The organism is Pseudocolwellia agarivorans, assembly GCF_002000085.1.
In the GTDB taxonomy this organism is placed as follows: Bacteria; Pseudomonadota; Gammaproteobacteria; order Enterobacterales; family Alteromonadaceae; genus Pseudocolwellia; species Pseudocolwellia agarivorans.
On the sequence record NZ_MUZU01000008.1, the window covers coordinates 64,949 to 83,849 of the forward strand.

Annotated in this window: 14 protein-coding genes; 6 read left to right on the plus strand and 8 right to left on the minus strand. The window is 35.1% G+C overall.

The features are described 5' to 3' along the window. Nucleotides 1-33: 33 nt before the first annotated feature. Both B0X80_RS13115 and B0X80_RS13120 read left to right on the plus strand, forming a co-directional pair. Entirely contained in the window at nt 34-309 is a 276-nt protein-coding gene (locus B0X80_RS13115; RefSeq protein ID WP_076417131.1) for a GIY-YIG nuclease family protein, read from the plus strand. A 151-nt stretch (nt 310-460) separates the two neighbouring features. Beyond that, entirely contained in the window at nt 461-1,168 is a 708-nt protein-coding gene (locus B0X80_RS13120; RefSeq protein ID WP_077340950.1) for a DUF3581 family protein, read from the plus strand. A gap of 40 nt (nt 1,169-1,208) precedes the next feature. On the opposite strand, the gene B0X80_RS13125 is transcribed toward B0X80_RS13120, so the two are convergent. Together B0X80_RS13125 and B0X80_RS13130 are read right to left on the minus strand one after the other, a co-directional pair. Continuing rightward, nucleotides 1,209-1,451: a PGPGW domain-containing protein gene (locus tag B0X80_RS13125; protein WP_077340952.1), complete on the minus strand. Its 243-nt coding sequence runs from the start codon at nt 1,449-1,451 to the stop codon at nt 1,209-1,211. 150 nt (nt 1,452-1,601) lie between these two features. After that, on the minus strand, nt 1,602-2,102 hold the full coding sequence (locus B0X80_RS13130) for a hypothetical protein (RefSeq protein ID WP_077340954.1): 501 nt from the start codon (nt 2,100-2,102) through the stop codon (nt 1,602-1,604). A gap of 113 nt (nt 2,103-2,215) precedes the next feature. On the opposite strand from B0X80_RS13130, the gene B0X80_RS13135 reads away from it, so the two are divergent. After that, entirely contained in the window at nt 2,216-3,046 is an 831-nt protein-coding gene (locus B0X80_RS13135) for a DNA ligase (protein WP_077340956.1), read from the plus strand. Continuing rightward, nucleotides 3,046-3,660 carry a LysE family translocator gene (locus B0X80_RS13140; RefSeq protein ID WP_077340958.1) on the plus strand — a complete coding sequence of 205 codons (615 nt, stop codon included), beginning with the start codon at nt 3,046-3,048 and terminating at the stop codon, nt 3,658-3,660. The genes B0X80_RS13135 and B0X80_RS13140 overlap by 1 nt, the downstream gene beginning before the upstream one ends. 11 nt (nt 3,661-3,671) lie before the next feature. On the opposite strand, the gene B0X80_RS13145 is transcribed toward B0X80_RS13140, so the two are convergent. The 4 genes from B0X80_RS13145 to B0X80_RS13160 all read right to left on the minus strand — a co-directional run bounded on the left by B0X80_RS13145 (nt 3,672) and on the right by B0X80_RS13160 (nt 7,859). After that, nucleotides 3,672-4,565, minus strand: a complete 894-nt coding sequence (locus B0X80_RS13145) for a class I SAM-dependent methyltransferase (protein ID WP_077340960.1) — start codon at nt 4,563-4,565, stop codon at nt 3,672-3,674. A 90-nt stretch (nt 4,566-4,655) separates the two neighbouring features. Further along, nucleotides 4,656-6,080, minus strand: coding sequence for a sodium-dependent transporter (locus B0X80_RS13150; protein ID WP_077340962.1), 1,425 nt, complete (start codon nt 6,078-6,080; stop codon nt 4,656-4,658). A gap of 196 nt (nt 6,081-6,276) precedes the next feature. After that, entirely contained in the window at nt 6,277-7,122 is an 846-nt protein-coding gene (locus B0X80_RS13155) for an HDOD domain-containing protein (protein ID WP_077340964.1), read from the minus strand. Between the two features lie 251 nt (nt 7,123-7,373). Further along, nucleotides 7,374-7,859: a winged helix-turn-helix transcriptional regulator gene (locus B0X80_RS13160; protein WP_077340966.1), complete on the minus strand. Its 486-nt coding sequence runs from the start codon at nt 7,857-7,859 to the stop codon at nt 7,374-7,376. 140 nt (nt 7,860-7,999) lie between these two features. On the opposite strand from B0X80_RS13160, the gene putA reads away from it, so the two are divergent. Then, entirely contained in the window at nt 8,000-11,842 is a 3,843-nt protein-coding gene (gene putA, locus B0X80_RS13165) for a bifunctional proline dehydrogenase/L-glutamate gamma-semialdehyde dehydrogenase PutA (RefSeq protein ID WP_077340968.1), read from the plus strand. A 95-nt stretch (nt 11,843-11,937) separates the two neighbouring features. Here the strand turns inward: putA and B0X80_RS13170 are convergent, their stop codons facing one another. Beyond that, nucleotides 11,938-14,517 (minus strand): sensor domain-containing phosphodiesterase, encoded by a 2,580-nt coding sequence (locus tag B0X80_RS13170; RefSeq protein WP_077340970.1) that lies wholly within the window; start codon nt 14,515-14,517, stop codon nt 11,938-11,940. A 254-nt stretch (nt 14,518-14,771) separates the two neighbouring features. Between B0X80_RS13170 and B0X80_RS13175 the strand changes: the two genes are divergently transcribed. Further along, the gene (locus tag B0X80_RS13175) at nt 14,772-15,611 is read left to right on the plus strand and encodes a 2OG-Fe(II) oxygenase family protein (protein ID WP_077340972.1); all 840 of its coding nucleotides are present in this window, start codon (nt 14,772-14,774) and stop codon (nt 15,609-15,611) included. 66 nt (nt 15,612-15,677) lie between these two features. Here B0X80_RS13175 and B0X80_RS13180 read toward each other — a convergent pair whose 3' ends face one another. Next, the gene (locus B0X80_RS13180; protein ID WP_077340974.1) at nt 15,678-18,899 is read right to left on the minus strand and encodes an efflux RND transporter permease subunit; all 3,222 of its coding nucleotides are present in this window, start codon (nt 18,897-18,899) and stop codon (nt 15,678-15,680) included. Between the last annotated feature and the right edge of the window lie 2 nt (nt 18,900-18,901).

An 18,901-nucleotide genomic window follows, 5' to 3' on the forward strand; every position in this document is an offset into this window, starting at 1 on the left:
ATACTTAAAACGTTACCCTACTAAAAAGTTAACATGTCCTCTAACTGGTACGTATATTTTGTAAGATGCTCAGATAACAGCCTATACACAGGAATAACAACAGATCTGAACCGTCGAATAGATGAACACAATCACTCAAATAAATTAGGCGCAAAATATACACGTGTACGCCGTCCGGTTGAATTAGTTTATTGGGAACAACAGCTTGATAGAAAAACAGCAAGTCAGAGAGAATACCAACTTAAACAATTAAAAAAGTCGACCAAAGAAGATTTAATTAAAAAAAACAAGCAAAAGAATAATATTTAAATGTTACACATGTACGCTCAACCTCCCTATTTTAATTGCATTCCCTCGAAAAAACTTCTCTTTTTGTTTTCGATTTTTTAGTTTTACAGTGATAGAATGCCCCCGTTTTTACACCCGTAAATTAAATACATTAAAAGTGAAATAACCGACTATGTTTCTTGATGATTTCTATAACACTTCAAACAACAAAATAAACTTCACGCGCATACAGGCAAGTAACTTTGCTAAAAAAATTGCAGATGACTTTAACCCTTTGCATGACATTGACGCGAAAAGGTTTTGTGTACCTGGTGACTTATTATTTTCAATCGTACTTGCAAAATCAGGTTTATTTCAACAAATGGATTTTACTTTTTCAGGCATGGTATCTGATGGTATTGAATTAAACTTTCCTAATGACATTAAAGGTGAAGCGAGCATTACAGACGATAACAACAAAGAATACATGCATGTTAAAACGTCTGGTAACTCAACCAAAAATGAAAAAACGATTGAAGCTCTGATCAGAGCTTACGTTGAGTTTTCTGGCCATACATTCCCTCATATTTTAGTAAAGTTAATGGCCGAAAATAACGTAATGATTAACCCTGCTCGCCCAATGGTAATGTACGAGAGTATGTCTATTGAACTAGAAAACGTTGACTTTACTAGCGTTAAATTAATTGAATCGACTTCAAAACTCACCATCGAAGGTAAACGAGGTAATGCTTGTTTAGCCTTTGATTTGATATCTGATGGCATTACTGTGGGACATGGTAAAAAACACATGTTGTTAAGCGGATTGCGTGAATACTGTCAAGAAACCATTGATGTTATCGTTAACGACTTTAATAACACCAAAGCAGCCTATATTAAATAGCCAGACATAAAACACTAAAAACGCTATCAAGGAACCATTGTTAGCGTTTTTTATGTTGAAAGAGCTTAGCGATTAAAGCATCGAATTTAACAGCCCCATTTCTCATCCAACGTTGACAACGCCTCAACCACACTTTAGCCCATATATACTCCAAGCTCAAAATAGCTAAACCTATGGGTAAAAATAAAAAAGCGGGCCCAGGCAGCAGAATAAAAATAGCACCTATTAGTACTAAGCTCCCACCAATTAAATTAATAAGCCAATACTTGATCTGTTTTTGCATCTATTCGTTATCCTTAATATTTACTCACTATAAAGTAATAGCAAACTTAAGGCCATAAATTTAAATCTTATTAATCAATAGATTAAAAAAAACATAACGCTCAACATTTAAATAAAACAATAATATTTAGTGAGATTAACTACTGGATAGTTAATTTTTATATTGTTGTTCAAACTTATTCTGCTGAGCTGTTTTATCTTCCATGCAAAAAGCAAATACTTGGGTTGTTTTTGGCCTAGCACACTTTTTAGGCCGCTTATAAAACGTAAGCCATTGTAATTGCTTATCTCCTGTGTACTTACCTTTGATCACAATATTTCGGTTTGAAGAGAAAACACTCGGCGCATCATTAGAAGGTTTAGTTGGGTTTTGTGATAATTTTATTGTTTTCTTTTTAGAAGGACTTTTAGTTTTATTGTTTTTTTTCTTTTTACTTTTCGGTTTTAATTTATTGTTTTCGCAATCCCACCATTTTTCTCGAGCTTTATCTTCTTTTTTTCGTAAACTAATACTGCTTTTTAATGAGTGTCCCTGTCGCTGTTGGGATTGAACATTATGATATTTTTTTAATAATTCAGCGCATTCTTTCTTAGCTGCATGTGATTGAAATGACGTTATAAAGATAACAACTAATAAATAAATCCTTTTCATTTTAGCTCCTTTTTACACTTATATTTGTGTATTTTTTATACTTCAATCATATTTAAAACTATTGTACAGTACAACATAATTTAACCATTTTAATTAAGAACAGGACGTTCGATATGAAATACTTCACAATACTTATTCTTCTCTTCACCTCTTTATGTGTTGCTTATGAAACGCCTCCAGCAATACAACTCGCAACCCAGTACAACTTAAAACACGATATTAAGCAGTATTGGATCAGTGAAAAGCTTGATGGCGTAAGAGGATATTGGAACGGCTCAGAATTACTAACTAAGAATGGAAATCTATTGCATACGCCTAAATGGTTTACCGCTAATTGGCCGACTTATCCTATTGATGGTGAACTATGGATAGGCAGGCATCAATTTGAGCAAACCATTTCTTGCGTAAAACAGCAAAAAACCAATATCTGTTGGAAAAAAATACGTTTTATGATTTTTGATTTACCGCTAAGTAAAACCGTATTCACACAAAGAATTGAGGAAATAAAAGCATCTGTAGAAAAAGTTAACTCGCCTTACTTTCAAGCAATTTCACAATTTAAATTATCATCAGTCGCGCAACTCAACCAAAAGCTGAAGACTATTGTTAAACACAAAGGTGAAGGGCTTATGCTCCATTATCAAGATGCCCTTTATACGGTTGGACGTACAAATAATATAATGAAATTAAAACCCTACCAAGATGCTGAAGCCGTAGTTTTAAAACATATAACGGGCAAAGGGAAGTATCAGGGCATGTTAGGTGCGATTCAAGTTAAAACGTATGACGGAATTGTTTTTAAGATAGGTACTGGCTTTAGTGATAAAGAAAGAAAAACACCACCGCCAGTAGGCTCAACAATTACCTTTAAATATATTGGTAAAACACAAAAGGGTGTGCCAAAATTCGCCAGTTTTTTACGTATTAGAGAGCAAGAACAATAATGGAATTACATCTTTGGTTATCTTTCGTGGTTATTTGCTTATTAGGTGCTTTATCACCCGGACCAAGCTTAGCCTTAGTAATCAAAAACACCGTGAATGGTGGTGTTGCTAAAGGTTATGCAACCTCTATAAGTCATGGCTTAGGTGTAGCATTATACGCTGCAATAACAGCCACAGGGGTAGCTGTCATTATTGTAAATACCCCAATGTTGTTTACCTTGATCCAATACGCTGGCGCGGCATTCTTATTGTATTTAGGCATAAAGTCCTTACTCAGTAAAAAATCCGAGTTAACACAATTTGAACAAAGTATAACTCCAACCAACACAATAAACGGTTGGCGAGATGGTTTTTTAATTGCCTTTTTAAACCCTAAACTCGCTATATTTTTTATTGCACTATTCAGTCAGTTTTTAAATAGCGAATCAAGTGAAGAACAAAAAGTTATCATGACGCTTACTGTAGGCACACTAGATGCCCTATGGTACTGCTTTGTCACCCTGCTATTATCTAAAGGAAATGTGATTAACAAACTAAAAGAAAATAGTCACATTGTAGATAAAGTTACAGGCTGTTTTTTAATTGCACTCGCTGTTAGAGTTGTTATTAACTAATTACAGAAGCATTAAGTTCTAGGGCTATATTTAAACAAAAGTACTTTTAGCCCTTTTCCCTGATGTGCTTCTTTAAATACTTCAGGTGACTCTATTTTACGAACAAACGTGCAATCAGAGCACTCTCTTGCAACTTCAGCTAATAAAAACTCTTCAGCTAAGCTAGGCGAATTCAAACATAAAATAACATCGCCTTCAGGTGACATTAGCTGTGGAATTCTTCTAATAATTTTACTGTAATCTCTTTCAATATCGACACTACCTTTTTGAAAAGAAGGCGGATCACAGATCAATAACTCATAAGGACCATGCTTTTTCAGTCGACCATAAGACTTAAAGATATCAACACCTTCAAACTTAACATTCGAGGTATCTTGCAAATTTAATCGATGATTGTCTCGCCCTTTTGAAAGAGGAGACTTGCTGATATCAACATTAACTACTTTTTTAGCACCGCCCGCTATAGCGGCTACAGAAAAAGCACACGTGTACGAAAACAAGTTAAGTACACTTTTATTTTTAGCAAATTTTCTCACCCAGTCTCGACCATTTTTCATATCAAGAAAAAGTCCGGTATTTTGAGACTTACCAAATTCAATATTATACTTAAGACCTGATTCCACAACGATAGTACGAGAAATATCTTTACCCCATAGCACTTCAGTTGGAGCGAACTTTTCATACCTATGCTGTACTTGAATTGATTCACATGCAGGTACTAATTGCTCTAATGCTTTTACTTGCTTTTCAAGCCATTCTTGCTCAACGGCTTGATACAAAGTAATGAGAATAACAGGAGACAACCAATCTACATTTACATGAGCTAAATCAGGATATGCATGCCCTCTACCATGAAATAAACGTTGGCATTCATCAAAGTTAGTTGCTGTAATATATTCAATCATAGAGTTCCACACATAGTTGTATCAAAAAGCAGGCAATAAAAAAGCCGTATGATACGGCTTTTTTCTATTATTGAGGATAAATATCTTAAATTAAAAACCTAAAAGACTATAGCCAAAAAACTTTTGAGCAACAGTATTTAAAAACACACCCAAAACAATAACAGGTATAAAGGTACCTAAAGAAAAATTAACATATTTTTCAACCCACGATCCTACATAGCCATCACTACCTATAGAAAGCTCTTTTGATAAATTATGTTTTTTCCATCGATAACTTACAAACAAACATAATAAAAAGCCATTAAGCGGTAATATCGTGTCATAGAAAATATCATAAACCACATCAAAAAATGAATGCGTTGAACCCGCATAATCTACAAATTCAGTAAAGAACGAAACCATACCAAATGAAAGCGTTGCAAAAACAGTTAATATACCCGCGGTCATTAATAACGTTGATAAGGCCTTTTTACGTGTATGTCCTTTCTCTGTAATAAGATACGAAACAGGGACTTCTATAATCGAAACTAACGAGGTGATTGCTGCAAAAAATACCAATAAAAAGAAAGAAGCAGCAACTATGCTAGCGCCAATATAACCAATAGATGTTTGTAGTGCTAAAAATATTTTAGGTAAAAAAGTAAAGATCAATGAAACTGAGCTATCACTTAAATCATCAGGGTTTATCGCAGGATCAAATGAAAATACAGCAGGAAGAATCATCAAACCCGCAGTAAAGGCTACGGCGGTATCAGTAATAGCAACTAATTTAGCTGAGTTAGCAATATTGGTATCACGGTTTATGTACGAGCCATAAGTAATTAAAATTCCCATACCGAGAGATAAAGAGAAGAATGCTTGGGATAATGCGCCATTTATTACACTAGGAGTTATTTTACTAAAGTCAGGAATAATAAAAAATTTAACGCCCGCCATGGCGTTGTCTAAGGTGAGAACGAATATAACCATGAGTATCAGCATTACAAATAAAGCTGGCATCATTATTTTTGCTGCTTTTTCAATTCCGTCTTTTACGCCAGCAACTAAAATAAAATTAATAATTAACGCAACAACAGCCATAACGGCAAATAGATACGGGCTATTAATAAATTCACCAAAGCCTTTTTCACTGGCTAGATAATCTAAGTTACCTGTAACAGTTAGGGCCAGGTAACCAAATAACCAAACGGTTATTACCATGTAAAAAACAGCCACCATAAACGGGGTTAATACGCCAATAAATCCAGCGGCTCCCCATAACTTATCATTATTCGATAGTGCTTTATAGGCACCTACTGGCTGTTTTCCAGTTTTACGACCTACAGCCATTTCAGCAATCATTACCGGTAAGCAAATAATAAATATAAATAATCCATAAACGAGTAAAAACGCACCTCCGCCGTTTTTTGCTGCATTAACAGGAAAACCAACTAAATTACCAATACCTACGGCAGAGCCCGCGGCGGCTAAAATAAAACCAAGACGGGAACTAAAGTGTTCTTTTTGTGTACTCATAGATGTCCTTCATTATAATTTTTTTAGGGCATAAATCTTGTTATAAATTATGTAATACCAATTAAAAACTGGTATGCAGGCACTTAAAATACCCAACATATCGATGCTAGCAAGTATTTATTTTAATGTCTTGTTTTCAAAAAAAGTAAAAACAAACCAAGTGTATAAATTTCGGTGCACTTATTTTTATCGCATTTTATTTACGAGTAAAAAACTTTACATTCATAATATTAAGAATATTTTCTGCTTCAGTACTCGCAAAAGATGCCGCATTAGTTAAATCGTCTGACGATATTTTTAAAGCATTGCATAAGCTTTCGTCAATAGTTTCATCATAAGAAAATTCCTCTGGATGACTATCAACCAAAGCTAATCTAGATGCTAAATACAGTACTTTTACATCTTTATTAATTTCATTAGAACTTGCTTGGTTGTAATGACGAATAGGTAAAATGATTTTTTCAGGAATTTGCCAAATTTTTAAAAGTTCAGCTGAAACATCAGTATAAGTAAAACCTAAACGTTCTTTTTGTAAATCCCAAGGTAAATGTTCTGCTGAATATTTTTCACAATCTTGAGCAAGATCTGGGGATATTGACGCAACAATTAACTCCCCAAAGTTTTGTAATAACCCAGCAACAAATAAACGTTCTATATCTCTAATACCTGCTTTAATCGCTAAGTTTTTAGTGGCTAAACCACAAAAAACACTCATTCGCCAAAAGCGTTTTAAATCAATCGCTTGATTAGAGAAATGTTTGAAAGCCGTTGCAGCAACATCTACTAACATCATATTATAAATCGCTTGCGTACCTATAATGGTAATAGCTCGAGAAATCGTACTGATTTCACCTGGGAAGCTATAAATGGCGCTATTTGCTATTTGTAATAGCCTTGATGTTAATGAAGGGTCAACACTAATTAAATTAGCAAAGTCTTCAATAGTTGAGCTTTCATCTTCCATTAATGATTTTATTTTGAAGCAAGTATCCGGTAAAGCAAAAGATCCGTTGGCTTGTGTTGCATATTCATGAGCATTCATAGTTTTATATCTTTAAAAATAAACTTAATTACAGTGTAACTCGAAGTTTTTAAACATAAAGATAAAAATCAAAAAAACGCCTGTTAAAATAAAACTTTGTATCAACACTTAGTCTCCATATTCTTATGCAGAACCCAATAAAAGCATTTGATATAAAGCAAAAGTTCTTATTTAACCTAAATTCTTTTTACTTATATACCCGTTATCATTCAAAAAAACGAATACACTGCGGCAAAAAAAATCAGCAAAGATCAACAGCCCCTAATAGGCACACCTTGATCATTCTTTACGTGTTCCATCACAACATAAGTATGGGTTTGAGATACAGCAGGTAACTCAACAATTAAACCCAAAACTTCTCGATAAGCAGCCATGTTTTCAAAACGTAGTTTTAATAAATAATCAAAACCTCCTGCTACCATATGACATTCAGCAACTTCCTTAATTTTAACCACTTCTTCTTTAAACCGATTGAAAACATCCGATGTTGTTCTATCTAAGGTAACTTGGATAAAAGCTGACATACCATAATGCAATTTAGTGGCATTTAAAAAAGCACCGTATCTTTCAATATACCCCTCATTCTCTAACTTTTTAACTCTATCTAAACAAGGGCTAGGGCTTAAATTAACATGCTTAGCTAAATCTAAATTTGAAATACGCCCGTTCTTTTGTAATGTATTAAGTATGGTTAAATCGATACGATCTAATGTTCTATTTTTGGGAGCATTTTTCACTAAAACCCCACCTCAGTATTTATTATGGTAAAAACAACTTATTTCAAAATAAAATAGGGTAAAAAACCCAAAAAAGCCAGCACATTCTGTATAAAAAAAACTAATATCCGTTTTATTAACTTCTCACTTATTGGTGATATATGCTTTTTAACGGCTCATTACAAACAAACAACTCTTTGCGTCAAAAAATTAGAGACCATTATCGTGCTGATGAAAACTCAACACTTCAAACTTTACTTCCTATCGCAGAAATAAATGTCGATAAAAAATCAAAAGCTTGGGAGTTTTCACGCCAATTAGTGATTAAGATTAGAAAAGATCAAAAAGGCAAAGGCGGTGTAGACGCACTATTAAACGAGTTTTCATTGTCTAGTGATGAAGGTGTTGTATTAATGTGCTTAGCTGAAGCCCTATTACGTGTTCCCGATAAAGACACCATTGATTCACTCATTAGAGACAAATTGATTAAAGGCGATTGGAGCTCACACATTGGCAATAGTGATTCATTATTCGTTAACGCTTCATCTTGGGGGCTTTTATTCACGGGAAAAATCGTTAATTATTCAGATTCTGACGAAACCGTTATCAAACCCAAAAGCCAACTAAATTTACTTAAAAGAACCGTCGGCCGATTAGGTGAACCTGTCATTCGTCAAGCCGTAAAATACGCCATGAAAATTATGGGTACCCAATTTGTAATGGGTCACAAAATATCTGAAGCAATAGAAAGAGCAAAAGATACTGAGTCTAAAGGCTATACCTACTCCTACGACATGTTAGGTGAAGGAGCCAGAACTATGGAAGATGCCCAACGATATTTTAATAGCTACCAATCGGCCATTGAAGCCATAGGTAAAGCCGCCAATAACAAAGGCCCGATGAAAAGCCCGGGTATTTCAATTAAACTTTCTGCAATTCATCCACGTTATGAATTGTCGCATCGTCAACGTGTAATAGATGAGTTAGTTCCTAAATTACGTACTTTAGCGCTTGCTGCTATGAAATACGACATAGGCTTTACGATAGATGCTGAAGAAGCAAACCGTTTAGATTTTTCATTAGATATAATTGAAGCTGTATACAGTGATAGTGCTTTCGATGGCTGGGATGGTTTTGGTATGGCTGTGCAAGCTTATCAAAAGCGTAGTTTATATGTTATTGAATGGATAAGAGAATTAACGCAAAAACTAAATAGAAAAATGATGATCCGCTTAGTAAAAGGCGCTTACTGGGACAGCGAAATAAAAGATACACAAGTTGAAGGTTATAACGACTTCCCCGTATTTACTCAAAAAGCAGCAACCGATGTGTCTTATCAAGCCTGCGCGAAAAAGTTACTAGAATATAGAGATTCTATTTACCCTCAATTCGCTACTCATAATGCTTATACCGTAGCAACTATTATTGAAATGGCTGAAAATAACTCAGGATTCGAATTCCAGCGTTTACATGGCATGGGGGAGTCTTTATACGATCAAGTCGTAGCAAACAAAAAAATTCCTTGCCGTGTTTATGCACCTGTAGGTAAACATTCTGACTTGCTTGCTTATTTAGTGCGCCGTTTATTAGAAAATGGCGCTAATAGCTCATTTGTTAACAACATTGTTGATGAAAAAATTCCCGTTGAATCATTACTGTCAGACCCTGTTGAAACCGTTCAACAATGGGAAAATGCTTACAATGAAAATATCCCTCAGTCGGTTAACATTTATCAAACTGAAAGCAAAGCCGGACGAATAAACTCTAAAGGTATTGATTTAACAGATATTGATGATCTTATTCAGATGCGAGACAACTTGCTTACCCATGTTACTCAACAAGCTCAAAAGGTAACACAATCCGTATCATCTATAACTGAGAATACTCATGCGGTAACTAATCCCGCGAATATAGACGATATTATTGGGTATGTTACTCACCTCGACGAAAGCGGAATGAAGTCAGCAATAAATAGCGCCGAATTAGCTTTTAATACTTGGTCTCAAACGCAAGTTAATGAAAGAGCGAATATTTTATTAAAAACAGCAGATGCATTAGAAGCTAATCGTGACGAACTCATCGCCCTGTGTATTAAAGAAGCAGGTAAAACAGTTCCAGATAGCGTCTCAGAAATAAGAGAAGCCGTAGATTTTTGCCGATATTACGCAGCACGCGCTATTGAAATATTTAAAAATGAAGATGTACACCCTAGAGGTGTAGCACTTTGCATTAGCCCTTGGAACTTCCCTCTAGCGATCTTTTTAGGCCAAATATCAGCAGCCATAGTAACGGGCAATACCGTAATTGCTAAACCAGCAGAACAAACCAGTTTAATTGCTTTAAGAACCCTTGAACTTATGCTGCAATGTGGCTTGCCTAAAGGCGTTGTTGAAATAGTTATAGCGCATGGTAGTGAAGTAGGTCAACACATTGTGCCTGATGCACGAATTAAACTAATTATGTTTACAGGTTCAACGGAAACAGGAAATTGGATTTCACAAAAATTAGCTGAACGCGATTCAGAACAAATACCATTAATTGCTGAAACTGGCGGACAAAACTGCATGATTGTTGACTCTACAGCCTTACCTGAACAAGTCGTAGATGACGTGATCGCTTCTGGCTTTCAAAGTGCTGGACAACGCTGTTCTGCCCTTCGTGTGCTTTTTGTACAAGAAGATATTGCCGATAAACTCATTAATATGATCAAAGGCGCAATGAAAGAATTACATGTAGCTGACCCAAGCTACTTATCTACCGACATTGGCCCTGTAATAGACCAGAAAGCTCATAATGCCCTTACTCAACACGTAGAATATTTAGAAAAAAAATCAACTTTACATTATGTTTGCGACACAGATCACATTGACGTGAGCAACCACTATTTTTTCGCACCTAGACTTTACGAAATTAGTGATATTTCACTCCTTAAAAAAGAAGTATTTGGACCTATTGTTCATGTTATTCGTTACAAATCAAAACACCTAGAGCAAGTTATCGACCAAATTAATGCAACAGGTTTTGGTTTAACTATGGGTATTCACACTCGTATTGAAGAAAGAAGCCAATACTTAGCTGCACGTTCAAAAGCAGGTAACGTTTATATTAACCGTAATATGATAGGTGCCGTTGTTGGTGTTCAACCATTTGGTGGCAGAGGTTTATCAGGAACAGGACCTAAAGCCGGTGGGCCAAACTATTTAACAAGTTTAGTGCAAAATACCTCTGACCACAATTTAGCTAAAAGCGCACATAAAATTCAAGTAGTAAACGATGCATTTATTACTCACCTTAGTGCGACAACAGAACAAGTAACTCAAGTAGAAGCGCTAGTTGTTCATGCTAAAAATATAGAACTAGCGTGGGGCTTTACTCCATTGTCTCAACGTATCTCGATTATCAGACAAGCTATTGCTCGTATGGCGTCTGATGATGCTATTACACTTAACGATAAAACCGAGTTAAGTAAGAGTTTATCAATAATTAGAACACTGTTAATTAAAATAGAAAATACACTTAAAAATCCAACATTTTTACCCGGACCTACAGGTGAATCGAATATATTACATTTAGAATCTCGTGGTTTATTAGTTCACCCGGTTTGTGAAGAGAGTCATCTTGAGTTTTATTTAACATCAATACTTGCAGCAATAGCATGTGGCAACTGTGTCATTGTAGCTAACAGCGCATCAAAAAATAAAGCCGTTAATAGTATTATCGACGCATTATTAAAGTCAGAGCTACCTTCGGGCGTTATTCAAATGACGGATATTAATACATTAACCGCTTTACTACAGCATAACCACATAAATGGCGCAGTAATTATGCCTAATAGTCATTTACTTAATTACGTTAAAAAGACTATCTCGGCAAGGAAAGGAGCCATTTTACCAATATTGTCGACACACGATTATATTTCATTATTTAAAAAAATGATGACTGAAAAAACAGTAACTATTGATACCACAGCAGCAGGAGGAAATGCATCGCTGATGACGATGTAATAGGTAATAGGTAATAGGTAATAGGTAATAGGTAATTATGAAAACTTACAGCTAAAAAATAAGTTTGGCTGTAAGTAACTCATTATAGGTAATCATTATTTCACTCCAAAGCTTCTTAATAAAACGTATTCGGCGTCACTCGCTTTCATTGGTTTAGAAAAATAATAGCCTTGGCCAAACTGACAATCCATTGCTTTCAAAATATTAGCATCTTCAATACTCTCAATTCCTTCACCTACCGTTGCCATATCTAAATTAGTGGCTAAATCGATAATCGTTTTAATGATAGCTTGATGACTCGTATCGTCATGTACATTAGTAATAAATGAACGATCTATTTTTAAAACATCGATAGGAAACAAATGCAGGTAACTTAAGCTTGAATAACCTGTGCCAAAGTCATCAAGAAGAATTTTAACGCCTAATTTCTTAAGTGCTTTCATATTTTCTAAAACGATATCACTATTATCTAATAAAGCACGTTCCGTTAACTCAATACGTAAATTACTTGGAGAAATACCAATATTGTCGAGTATATTGCTGATTTCGTCTACTAACGACAATTTAAAAAAGTGGCCACTGTAAAGATTACAGCTAATATATAAATTTTTACAACCAAATTGATTTTGCCATTTTTTTATTTGTAAGCATGATTTTTCTAATATTTGTAAATCTATCGCCATGACTAAATTACGTTCTTCTGCTAACGGAATAAAATCATCAGGAAATACAAAACCTCTTTTATCGCTTTCCCATCGAGCTAAGGCTTCAAACCCCATTATTTTTCCTGTGTCTAATTGCACAATAGGTTGATAGTAAGGTATAAACTCTTTGGCTTCTATTGCATCACGTATATCTGCTTCTAGTGTTAATGCATTTTGAATATTACTGTGCATGCTTGAGTCAAAGACTTCATATCGCCCTCTTCCCTTTTCTTTAGCGTGATACATGGCAATATCAGCGTCACGTAACATAAGATCAGCATTATCATAGCGTTCGTTATTAAATAATACGCCAATGCTTGTTCCAATATATACAGGGTGATCATCAATAAGGAAGGGGGTTGATAAAAATTTAGTTATTCTGTCTGCCACTTCGTAAGCTCTTTCTTCAGATTCTAGATCTTCAATAAGAATAACGAATTCGTCTCCACCAAAACGCGCAACAGTGTCTTTATTGCGTACAATATCAAGTAATTCCTTAGCCACAATTTTGAGTAACTTATCACCAGCATGATGACCTAAACTGTCGTTAACCACTTTAAAGCGATCTAAGTCTAAAAATAGAATAGCGAATAACCGTTCAGGAAAACGCTTACTTGAAGCTATAGCATGATTGAGTAAATCAATAAAAATAATTCTATTCGCTAGCCCAGTTAAATTGTCATGTGAAGCCGTGTGGGTAAGTTGCTGTTCGGCGAGTTTACGCTGTGCAATTTCTTCTTCTAATGCAAGTGTTCTAAGTTTTACTTGTTGCTCTAAAATATCATGACTTTGACGCTCTATAGTCATAAGATCTTTTCGCCTAATAGCTGAAGAAATATGATGAGACACAAAATTTAATAACTCGGCATCTTGCTCTGTATAAACAATTTTATTTTGATAACTTTGAATCACCATAGCCCCTAAAACATTACCTGAATGTATTAAAGGAACTCCAAGCCAAGTGGTGGTTTTATCATTAAAATCATCGATTTCTCCTCGCTGATACAGTGCTTCTATATCTTTATGGCTTAGTAATAACATTTCTCCTTTGCGTATTACCAATTCAGTCAAATAGTTCGACATTATTCTAGGTTTAAAATAAGGACTTTCATTACTTAGTAATTGGTCTGAATAATAAACAAAAGTTAACAAGTTTGATTCGCTAGAATGTTTCGCTATATAGAAATTAGCTGTGTTAATTAACTGCCCAACAATATTGTGCACTTTGGAATAAAAATCAGAGATATCAAGTTTAATATCACTGGTTAATTCTGAAATTTTAAATAATGATTCTTGTAATAAGTCAGATTTTTCACGATCCCTTATGTGTTGCATCAATTCACTGGTACGTGCGTCAACCGCTTTATTTAATATTTCAAAATGTTGTAGGCAATTAATTCCTGACATCACTTGTTGAGCTACAAAGCTTAATATATCTAATTGAGATTCATCATATATTGTATGTTCATCACGACTTTCTATTGCGATGACGCCAGTAACATAACCTTCTTTAAGTAAAGGAACCCCCAACCATTGGTGTGTATCATTATTGATAAAATTAGCTTGGTTCGAATCTATAAGTTGCTTTATTTTTTCTTGATCTGCTAACAACGGCTTTTTCGTTTTTAAAACATAACTGATGAGAGAATCTTTGTATTTCTCCGCTGAAACAGGTTGATTAGGATAAATAGTTTTTTCGTCAACCCAATAAGGGAACTCTATTGTTTGAAAAGTAGGTTCAAAAATCGCAACACAAATGTTATCGGCTGCGGCAAAAGACTTTATAATCAGGTGAATTTGTTTTAAAAAAAGCGGGAGTTGGTTAATTTCACTCGACAACTGATTGATTTTACATAGCACATCATGACGACGTTCTAATTGTTGGTATTTATCACGCAGCTTAATAGCTTCTTTAACAAGCTCTTTTTCAGAGTCTCGCAAATCATCTAAATTTTCTGAAGATAAATCCATTAATCAACTTACTATAAACTAAAATAATATGTTTATTTTGACCTTAAATAGGATAAATATCCACCTTGTTGTTTTAAAACCGAAAAAACTCGATTAAAAAAACTTAATGTACCTGAATAACTACGTAATCACTGTATGCTCTAGAGTTAAATTTAAGTAAAAATTTTAACCTGTGAAAGCACATGATATATTTAATAAATTCATTCTTAATATCTCAACCTTTTGTTATGAGATGCATACTCTAAGGAAAATAAATGAATGTTCAAGTGGTCGACTACCTAGCTGAAAATGCTCCTCAAAAATTTGTTGAAAGCTTACATAACACAGGTTTTGGTGTACTTATAAATCATCCTATTAAGCAAGAATTAGTCGAATCAATTTATAAAAACTGGCAAAATTTTTTTAATTCTGAAGAAAAAGAGCACTATGCTTTTGATCCTGAAAAACAAGATGGTTTTTTTTCAAGCGAAATTTCTGAAACAGCTAAAGGCCATGCAAAAAAAGATATTAAAGAATATTTTCATATTTATCCGTGGGGAAGAATTCCGCCAGCACTCAAAGAAGAAATATTACATTACTATCAATTAACTTCGACTTTAGCAGAAGAGTTACTCGACTGGGTTGAAAAACACAGCCCAGAAGATGTTGCTAAACATTATTCAGAGCCTTTATCAAATATGATAAAAAATACACCTAATACTTTATTACGTGTATTACATTACCCTCCGTTTGAAGGCAAAGAAGAGGCGGGGGCTATTCGTGCTGCAGCACACGAAGATATTAATTTACTCACCATTTTACCTGCCGCAAATGAGCCAGGCTTACAAGTTCAAGGGACTGATGATCAATGGGTTGATGTGCCTTCTGACTTTGGGCACTTAATTATTAATATTGGTGATATGTTACAAGAAGCCTCAGGCGGTTACTTTCCTTCAACAAGTCACCGAGTTATTAATCCAACGGGTAGCAGTAAGTCAAAATCTAGAGTGTCTTTACCCTTATTTCTTCACCCAAGAAGTGAAGTTGTACTATCAGATAAACATACACAAGAAAGCTATCTATTAGAACGCTTAAAAGAGTTAGGCGTAAAATAACCAGACTAAGCACACAAAAAAAGCCATCATAATTTGATGGCTTTTTCATACATTACTATCAATCACCTAATCAACAAACGTATTTTCAGTTAACACTTTATTAAGTGGCGTTGCAGGTTTCTCATCTATTTCTGTATGTTTACGACGAGTAAATATTCCTCTGATATCTTCAATAATAATATAAAGAATAGGTATCAATATTAGTGTAACTACTGTCGCGAATAACACACCAAACGATAAAGAAACGGCCATAGGTATTACAATTTGAGCTTGCATACTTTTCTCAAAAAACACTATGGGTACTAGTCCTATAAAAGTGGTTAACGAGGTTAACAATATAGCTCTAAAGCGTTTACTACCTGCGTGCATTACCGCATCGTGTAAACGAATACCCTGTTTTCTTGAGTTATTAACATAATCCACCATCACCAGCGAATCGTTAATAACAACACCTGCTGCGGCAATAATACCAAATACAGATAATGTACTAAGCTGCATACCCAGTAATAAATGTCCAATAATAGAACCGACAATACCAAAAGGAATAACAGTCATGATCATTAACGGCTGTGAATATGAACGCAGTGGCACAGCTAACAGCGAAAATATAACCATTAATGAAATTACAGAATCGCGTAATTGGGTGTTTGCGCTTTCCATTTCCTCTTGAACTTTACCTGATATTTGACTTTTAACGGCAGGGTACTTTCTTAAAAGTTCAGGAATAAAATTATCACGGATATCGTTTGCGACTTTAAAAGGCTCTACTTGTTCAGCATCAACACTTGCCCAAACATTGATGGTTCTATTACCATTTTCGCGACGAATACGCGTAACACCTTCCGTCAATTTTATATCGGCCAATTCAGAAAGCGGCAACTCTGCACCATTAGGCGCTTGGATCATCACCTCACTTACATGACCAATAGAACTACGTTGTTCTAGCGGATAACGTAACATCACTTTAACTTCTTCGGTATCACGTAAAATACGTTGAGCTTCTAATCCGTAAAAGCTATACCCTACTTGAGAAGCAATATCTGCAACTGTAAAACCTAGGCTATACGCAAGTGGTTTAAGCTCAAACTGCACTTCTTTAGCGCTAGTTTGACGGCTGTCGTTAACATCTCCAACCCCTTTCAAGGTTTTTAATTTTTTCGATAACTCTTGAGCGGCTAATAGCAATTGCGGATCATTTTGGCTTTCAAGTCTAAAAGCAATATCACCATCTTCACGACCATTACCAAACAAGTTATCTGAAATGGTTAATGACTTAACTCCTGGAAAGTTAGGAATAGCCTTACGCCATCTGTCAGCCAACGCAAACGTGTCCATTACACGCTCAGTAGGATCAACAAGCTTAACAGTCATCTCGCTTTTTACTCGCCCTTGCAGTCTCACTTCTACATCGGCGATCATTTTTGTACCAAACTCTTTTTCTATTTGGCTGTCAACATCTTGTAATATATTTTGAATATTTAAGACGGTCGCTAATGTTTGTTTTTCAGCACTATCAACATTCATTTCTACAGTAATACGAGGAAAATCATGAGGGATTTTAGGTTGTCCAATAAATTTAATTACACCACCATTAAACAAACCTGCACTGACTAATAATATGCTCATAAAAAACATAAACACAGCGTAACGATAAGTTATACACACTTGTAATGCAGGCGTATAATAATTTTTAATAAAGTGCTTTAATACGCCGTCTACTGCTCTGCGTAACCTATCTAAAGGGTTTTTAGGGTTGAACACTTTAGGTTTCATTTGCGCTAAATGTGCGGGTAAAATCAACTTAGATTCTATTAATGAAAATATTAAGCAAAAAATAACAACAAAACCTATTGCCTTACCAAAGGCAGATGAAGGCCCGTCATCTAAAACAAAAGGTACAAATGCCGCAATAGTAGTTAATACACCAAAAGTTGCAGGCATCGCTACGCGTTGTACACCACGTATTACACTGTCAATACTATGTCCTTTGGCTTCAATTTCATCATGGGCGCTTTCTCCCATAACAATGGCATCATCAACCACGATCCCCAGCACTAAAATAAAGGCAAACAAGCTCACTACGTTAATCGTTACATCAATAAATTCCGCAGGCATTACAAGCAAAGTACCTAAGAAACACACAGGTAACCCCATCATTACCCAAAACGCTAAACGTACACGTAAAAATACAGCCAAAATTAAGAAAACTAATATGGCGCCGCTTTTCATGTTGTCGAGCATCATATTTAAACGCCCTTCAAGGTAGTAGGTTAAATCGACCCATGTTTCCATATGAATATTAGCAGGGAGTACTTTAGATTTCTCAGCGACGTACTCTTTAACCACATCAGCTACATCAGTGATACTTTGGTTATCTGCAGCTCCAATAAAAAAGGTGGTAGAGTTTTGGCCATTAAACTTAGAATATTGAAGGCCTTCTTGAAAGCCATCATTAACGGTAGCAATATCACCTAAAAGAATTTTAGTTCCGTCATTCAGCGTAACCACCGGGATTTGTTCGAACTCGTATCCTCTGTAAGCTTGCTCTTCAACACGCAAGTTTATGTAACCATTTTCAGCTCTTATTTGCCCTGCCGACATATTGCGTGAACTGCTACGAATAGCTTGGGCAACTTGGTTAAAACTGAGTCCATATTCTCGAAGTTTGTCTTTGCTCACTTCTACCGATATCTCGTAACCAAGACCACTATAAAACTCTGAAATATTAACTTGAGGTAACTGCTGAATTTCATCATGTATATTACGACCTAACTCTTTAAGCTCTGCATTACTTACATCGCCATAAAGACTGATATACATAACTTCTTGTCTATATTTAATTCGCTCTACAGTAGGCCTTTCCATACCATCAGGAAAACTAGGAATAGAATCAATTTGTGACTTTACTTCTTCCAAAACAATTTGAGGATCATAACTTTCATCAACACGAAAATAACCACTCGATGAATTTCGATTAGAATAGGTAATTACACGGTCAAGGCCTTGAACGGTTTCCAGAGCTTCTTCAATTTTAATGGTGATCCCTTCTTCTACCTCTTGCGGTGCAGCTCCGGGATAAGGGGCTCTAAATTCAATCCAATTTATTTTTACTTGGGGAAACATTTGCTTATTAATGGTTAAGGCCGTTAAAAAACCTCCCACTAAAATAAAAATCATTAATAAATTGGCAGCTACAGGGTTACGAGCAAACCAAGCAATAATTCCTTTATTTGTTGTATCGTTACTTGAATCGCTAACAGCTGCACTATCCTTTTTAGTGTTATCCATAA

Coding starts and splice junctions, on each gene's coding strand:
- B0X80_RS13135 (WP_077340956.1), top strand. CDS start 2,216: ATGAAATACTTCACAATACTTATTCTTCTCTTCACCTCTTTATGTGTT.
- B0X80_RS13175 (WP_077340972.1), top strand. CDS start 14,772: ATGAATGTTCAAGTGGTCGACTACCTAGCTGAAAATGCTCCTCAAAAA.
- B0X80_RS13145 (WP_077340960.1), bottom strand. CDS start 4,565: ATGATTGAATATATTACAGCAACTAACTTTGATGAATGCCAACGTTTA.
- B0X80_RS13125 (WP_077340952.1), bottom strand. CDS start 1,451: ATGCAAAAACAGATCAAGTATTGGCTTATTAATTTAATTGGTGGGAGC.
- B0X80_RS13170 (WP_077340970.1), bottom strand. CDS start 14,517: ATGGATTTATCTTCAGAAAATTTAGATGATTTGCGAGACTCTGAAAAA.
- B0X80_RS13150 (WP_077340962.1), bottom strand. CDS start 6,080: ATGAGTACACAAAAAGAACACTTTAGTTCCCGTCTTGGTTTTATTTTA.
- B0X80_RS13130 (WP_077340954.1), bottom strand. CDS start 2,102: ATGAAAAGGATTTATTTATTAGTTGTTATCTTTATAACGTCATTTCAA.
- putA (WP_077340968.1), top strand. CDS start 8,000: ATGCTTTTTAACGGCTCATTACAAACAAACAACTCTTTGCGTCAAAAA.
- B0X80_RS13155 (WP_077340964.1), bottom strand. CDS start 7,122: ATGAATGCTCATGAATATGCAACACAAGCCAACGGATCTTTTGCTTTA.
- B0X80_RS13120 (WP_077340950.1), top strand. CDS start 461: ATGTTTCTTGATGATTTCTATAACACTTCAAACAACAAAATAAACTTC.
- B0X80_RS13140 (WP_077340958.1), top strand. CDS start 3,046: ATGGAATTACATCTTTGGTTATCTTTCGTGGTTATTTGCTTATTAGGT.
- B0X80_RS13115 (WP_076417131.1), top strand. CDS start 34: ATGTCCTCTAACTGGTACGTATATTTTGTAAGATGCTCAGATAACAGC.
- B0X80_RS13180 (WP_077340974.1), bottom strand. CDS start 18,899: ATGGATAACACTAAAAAGGATAGTGCAGCTGTTAGCGATTCAAGTAAC.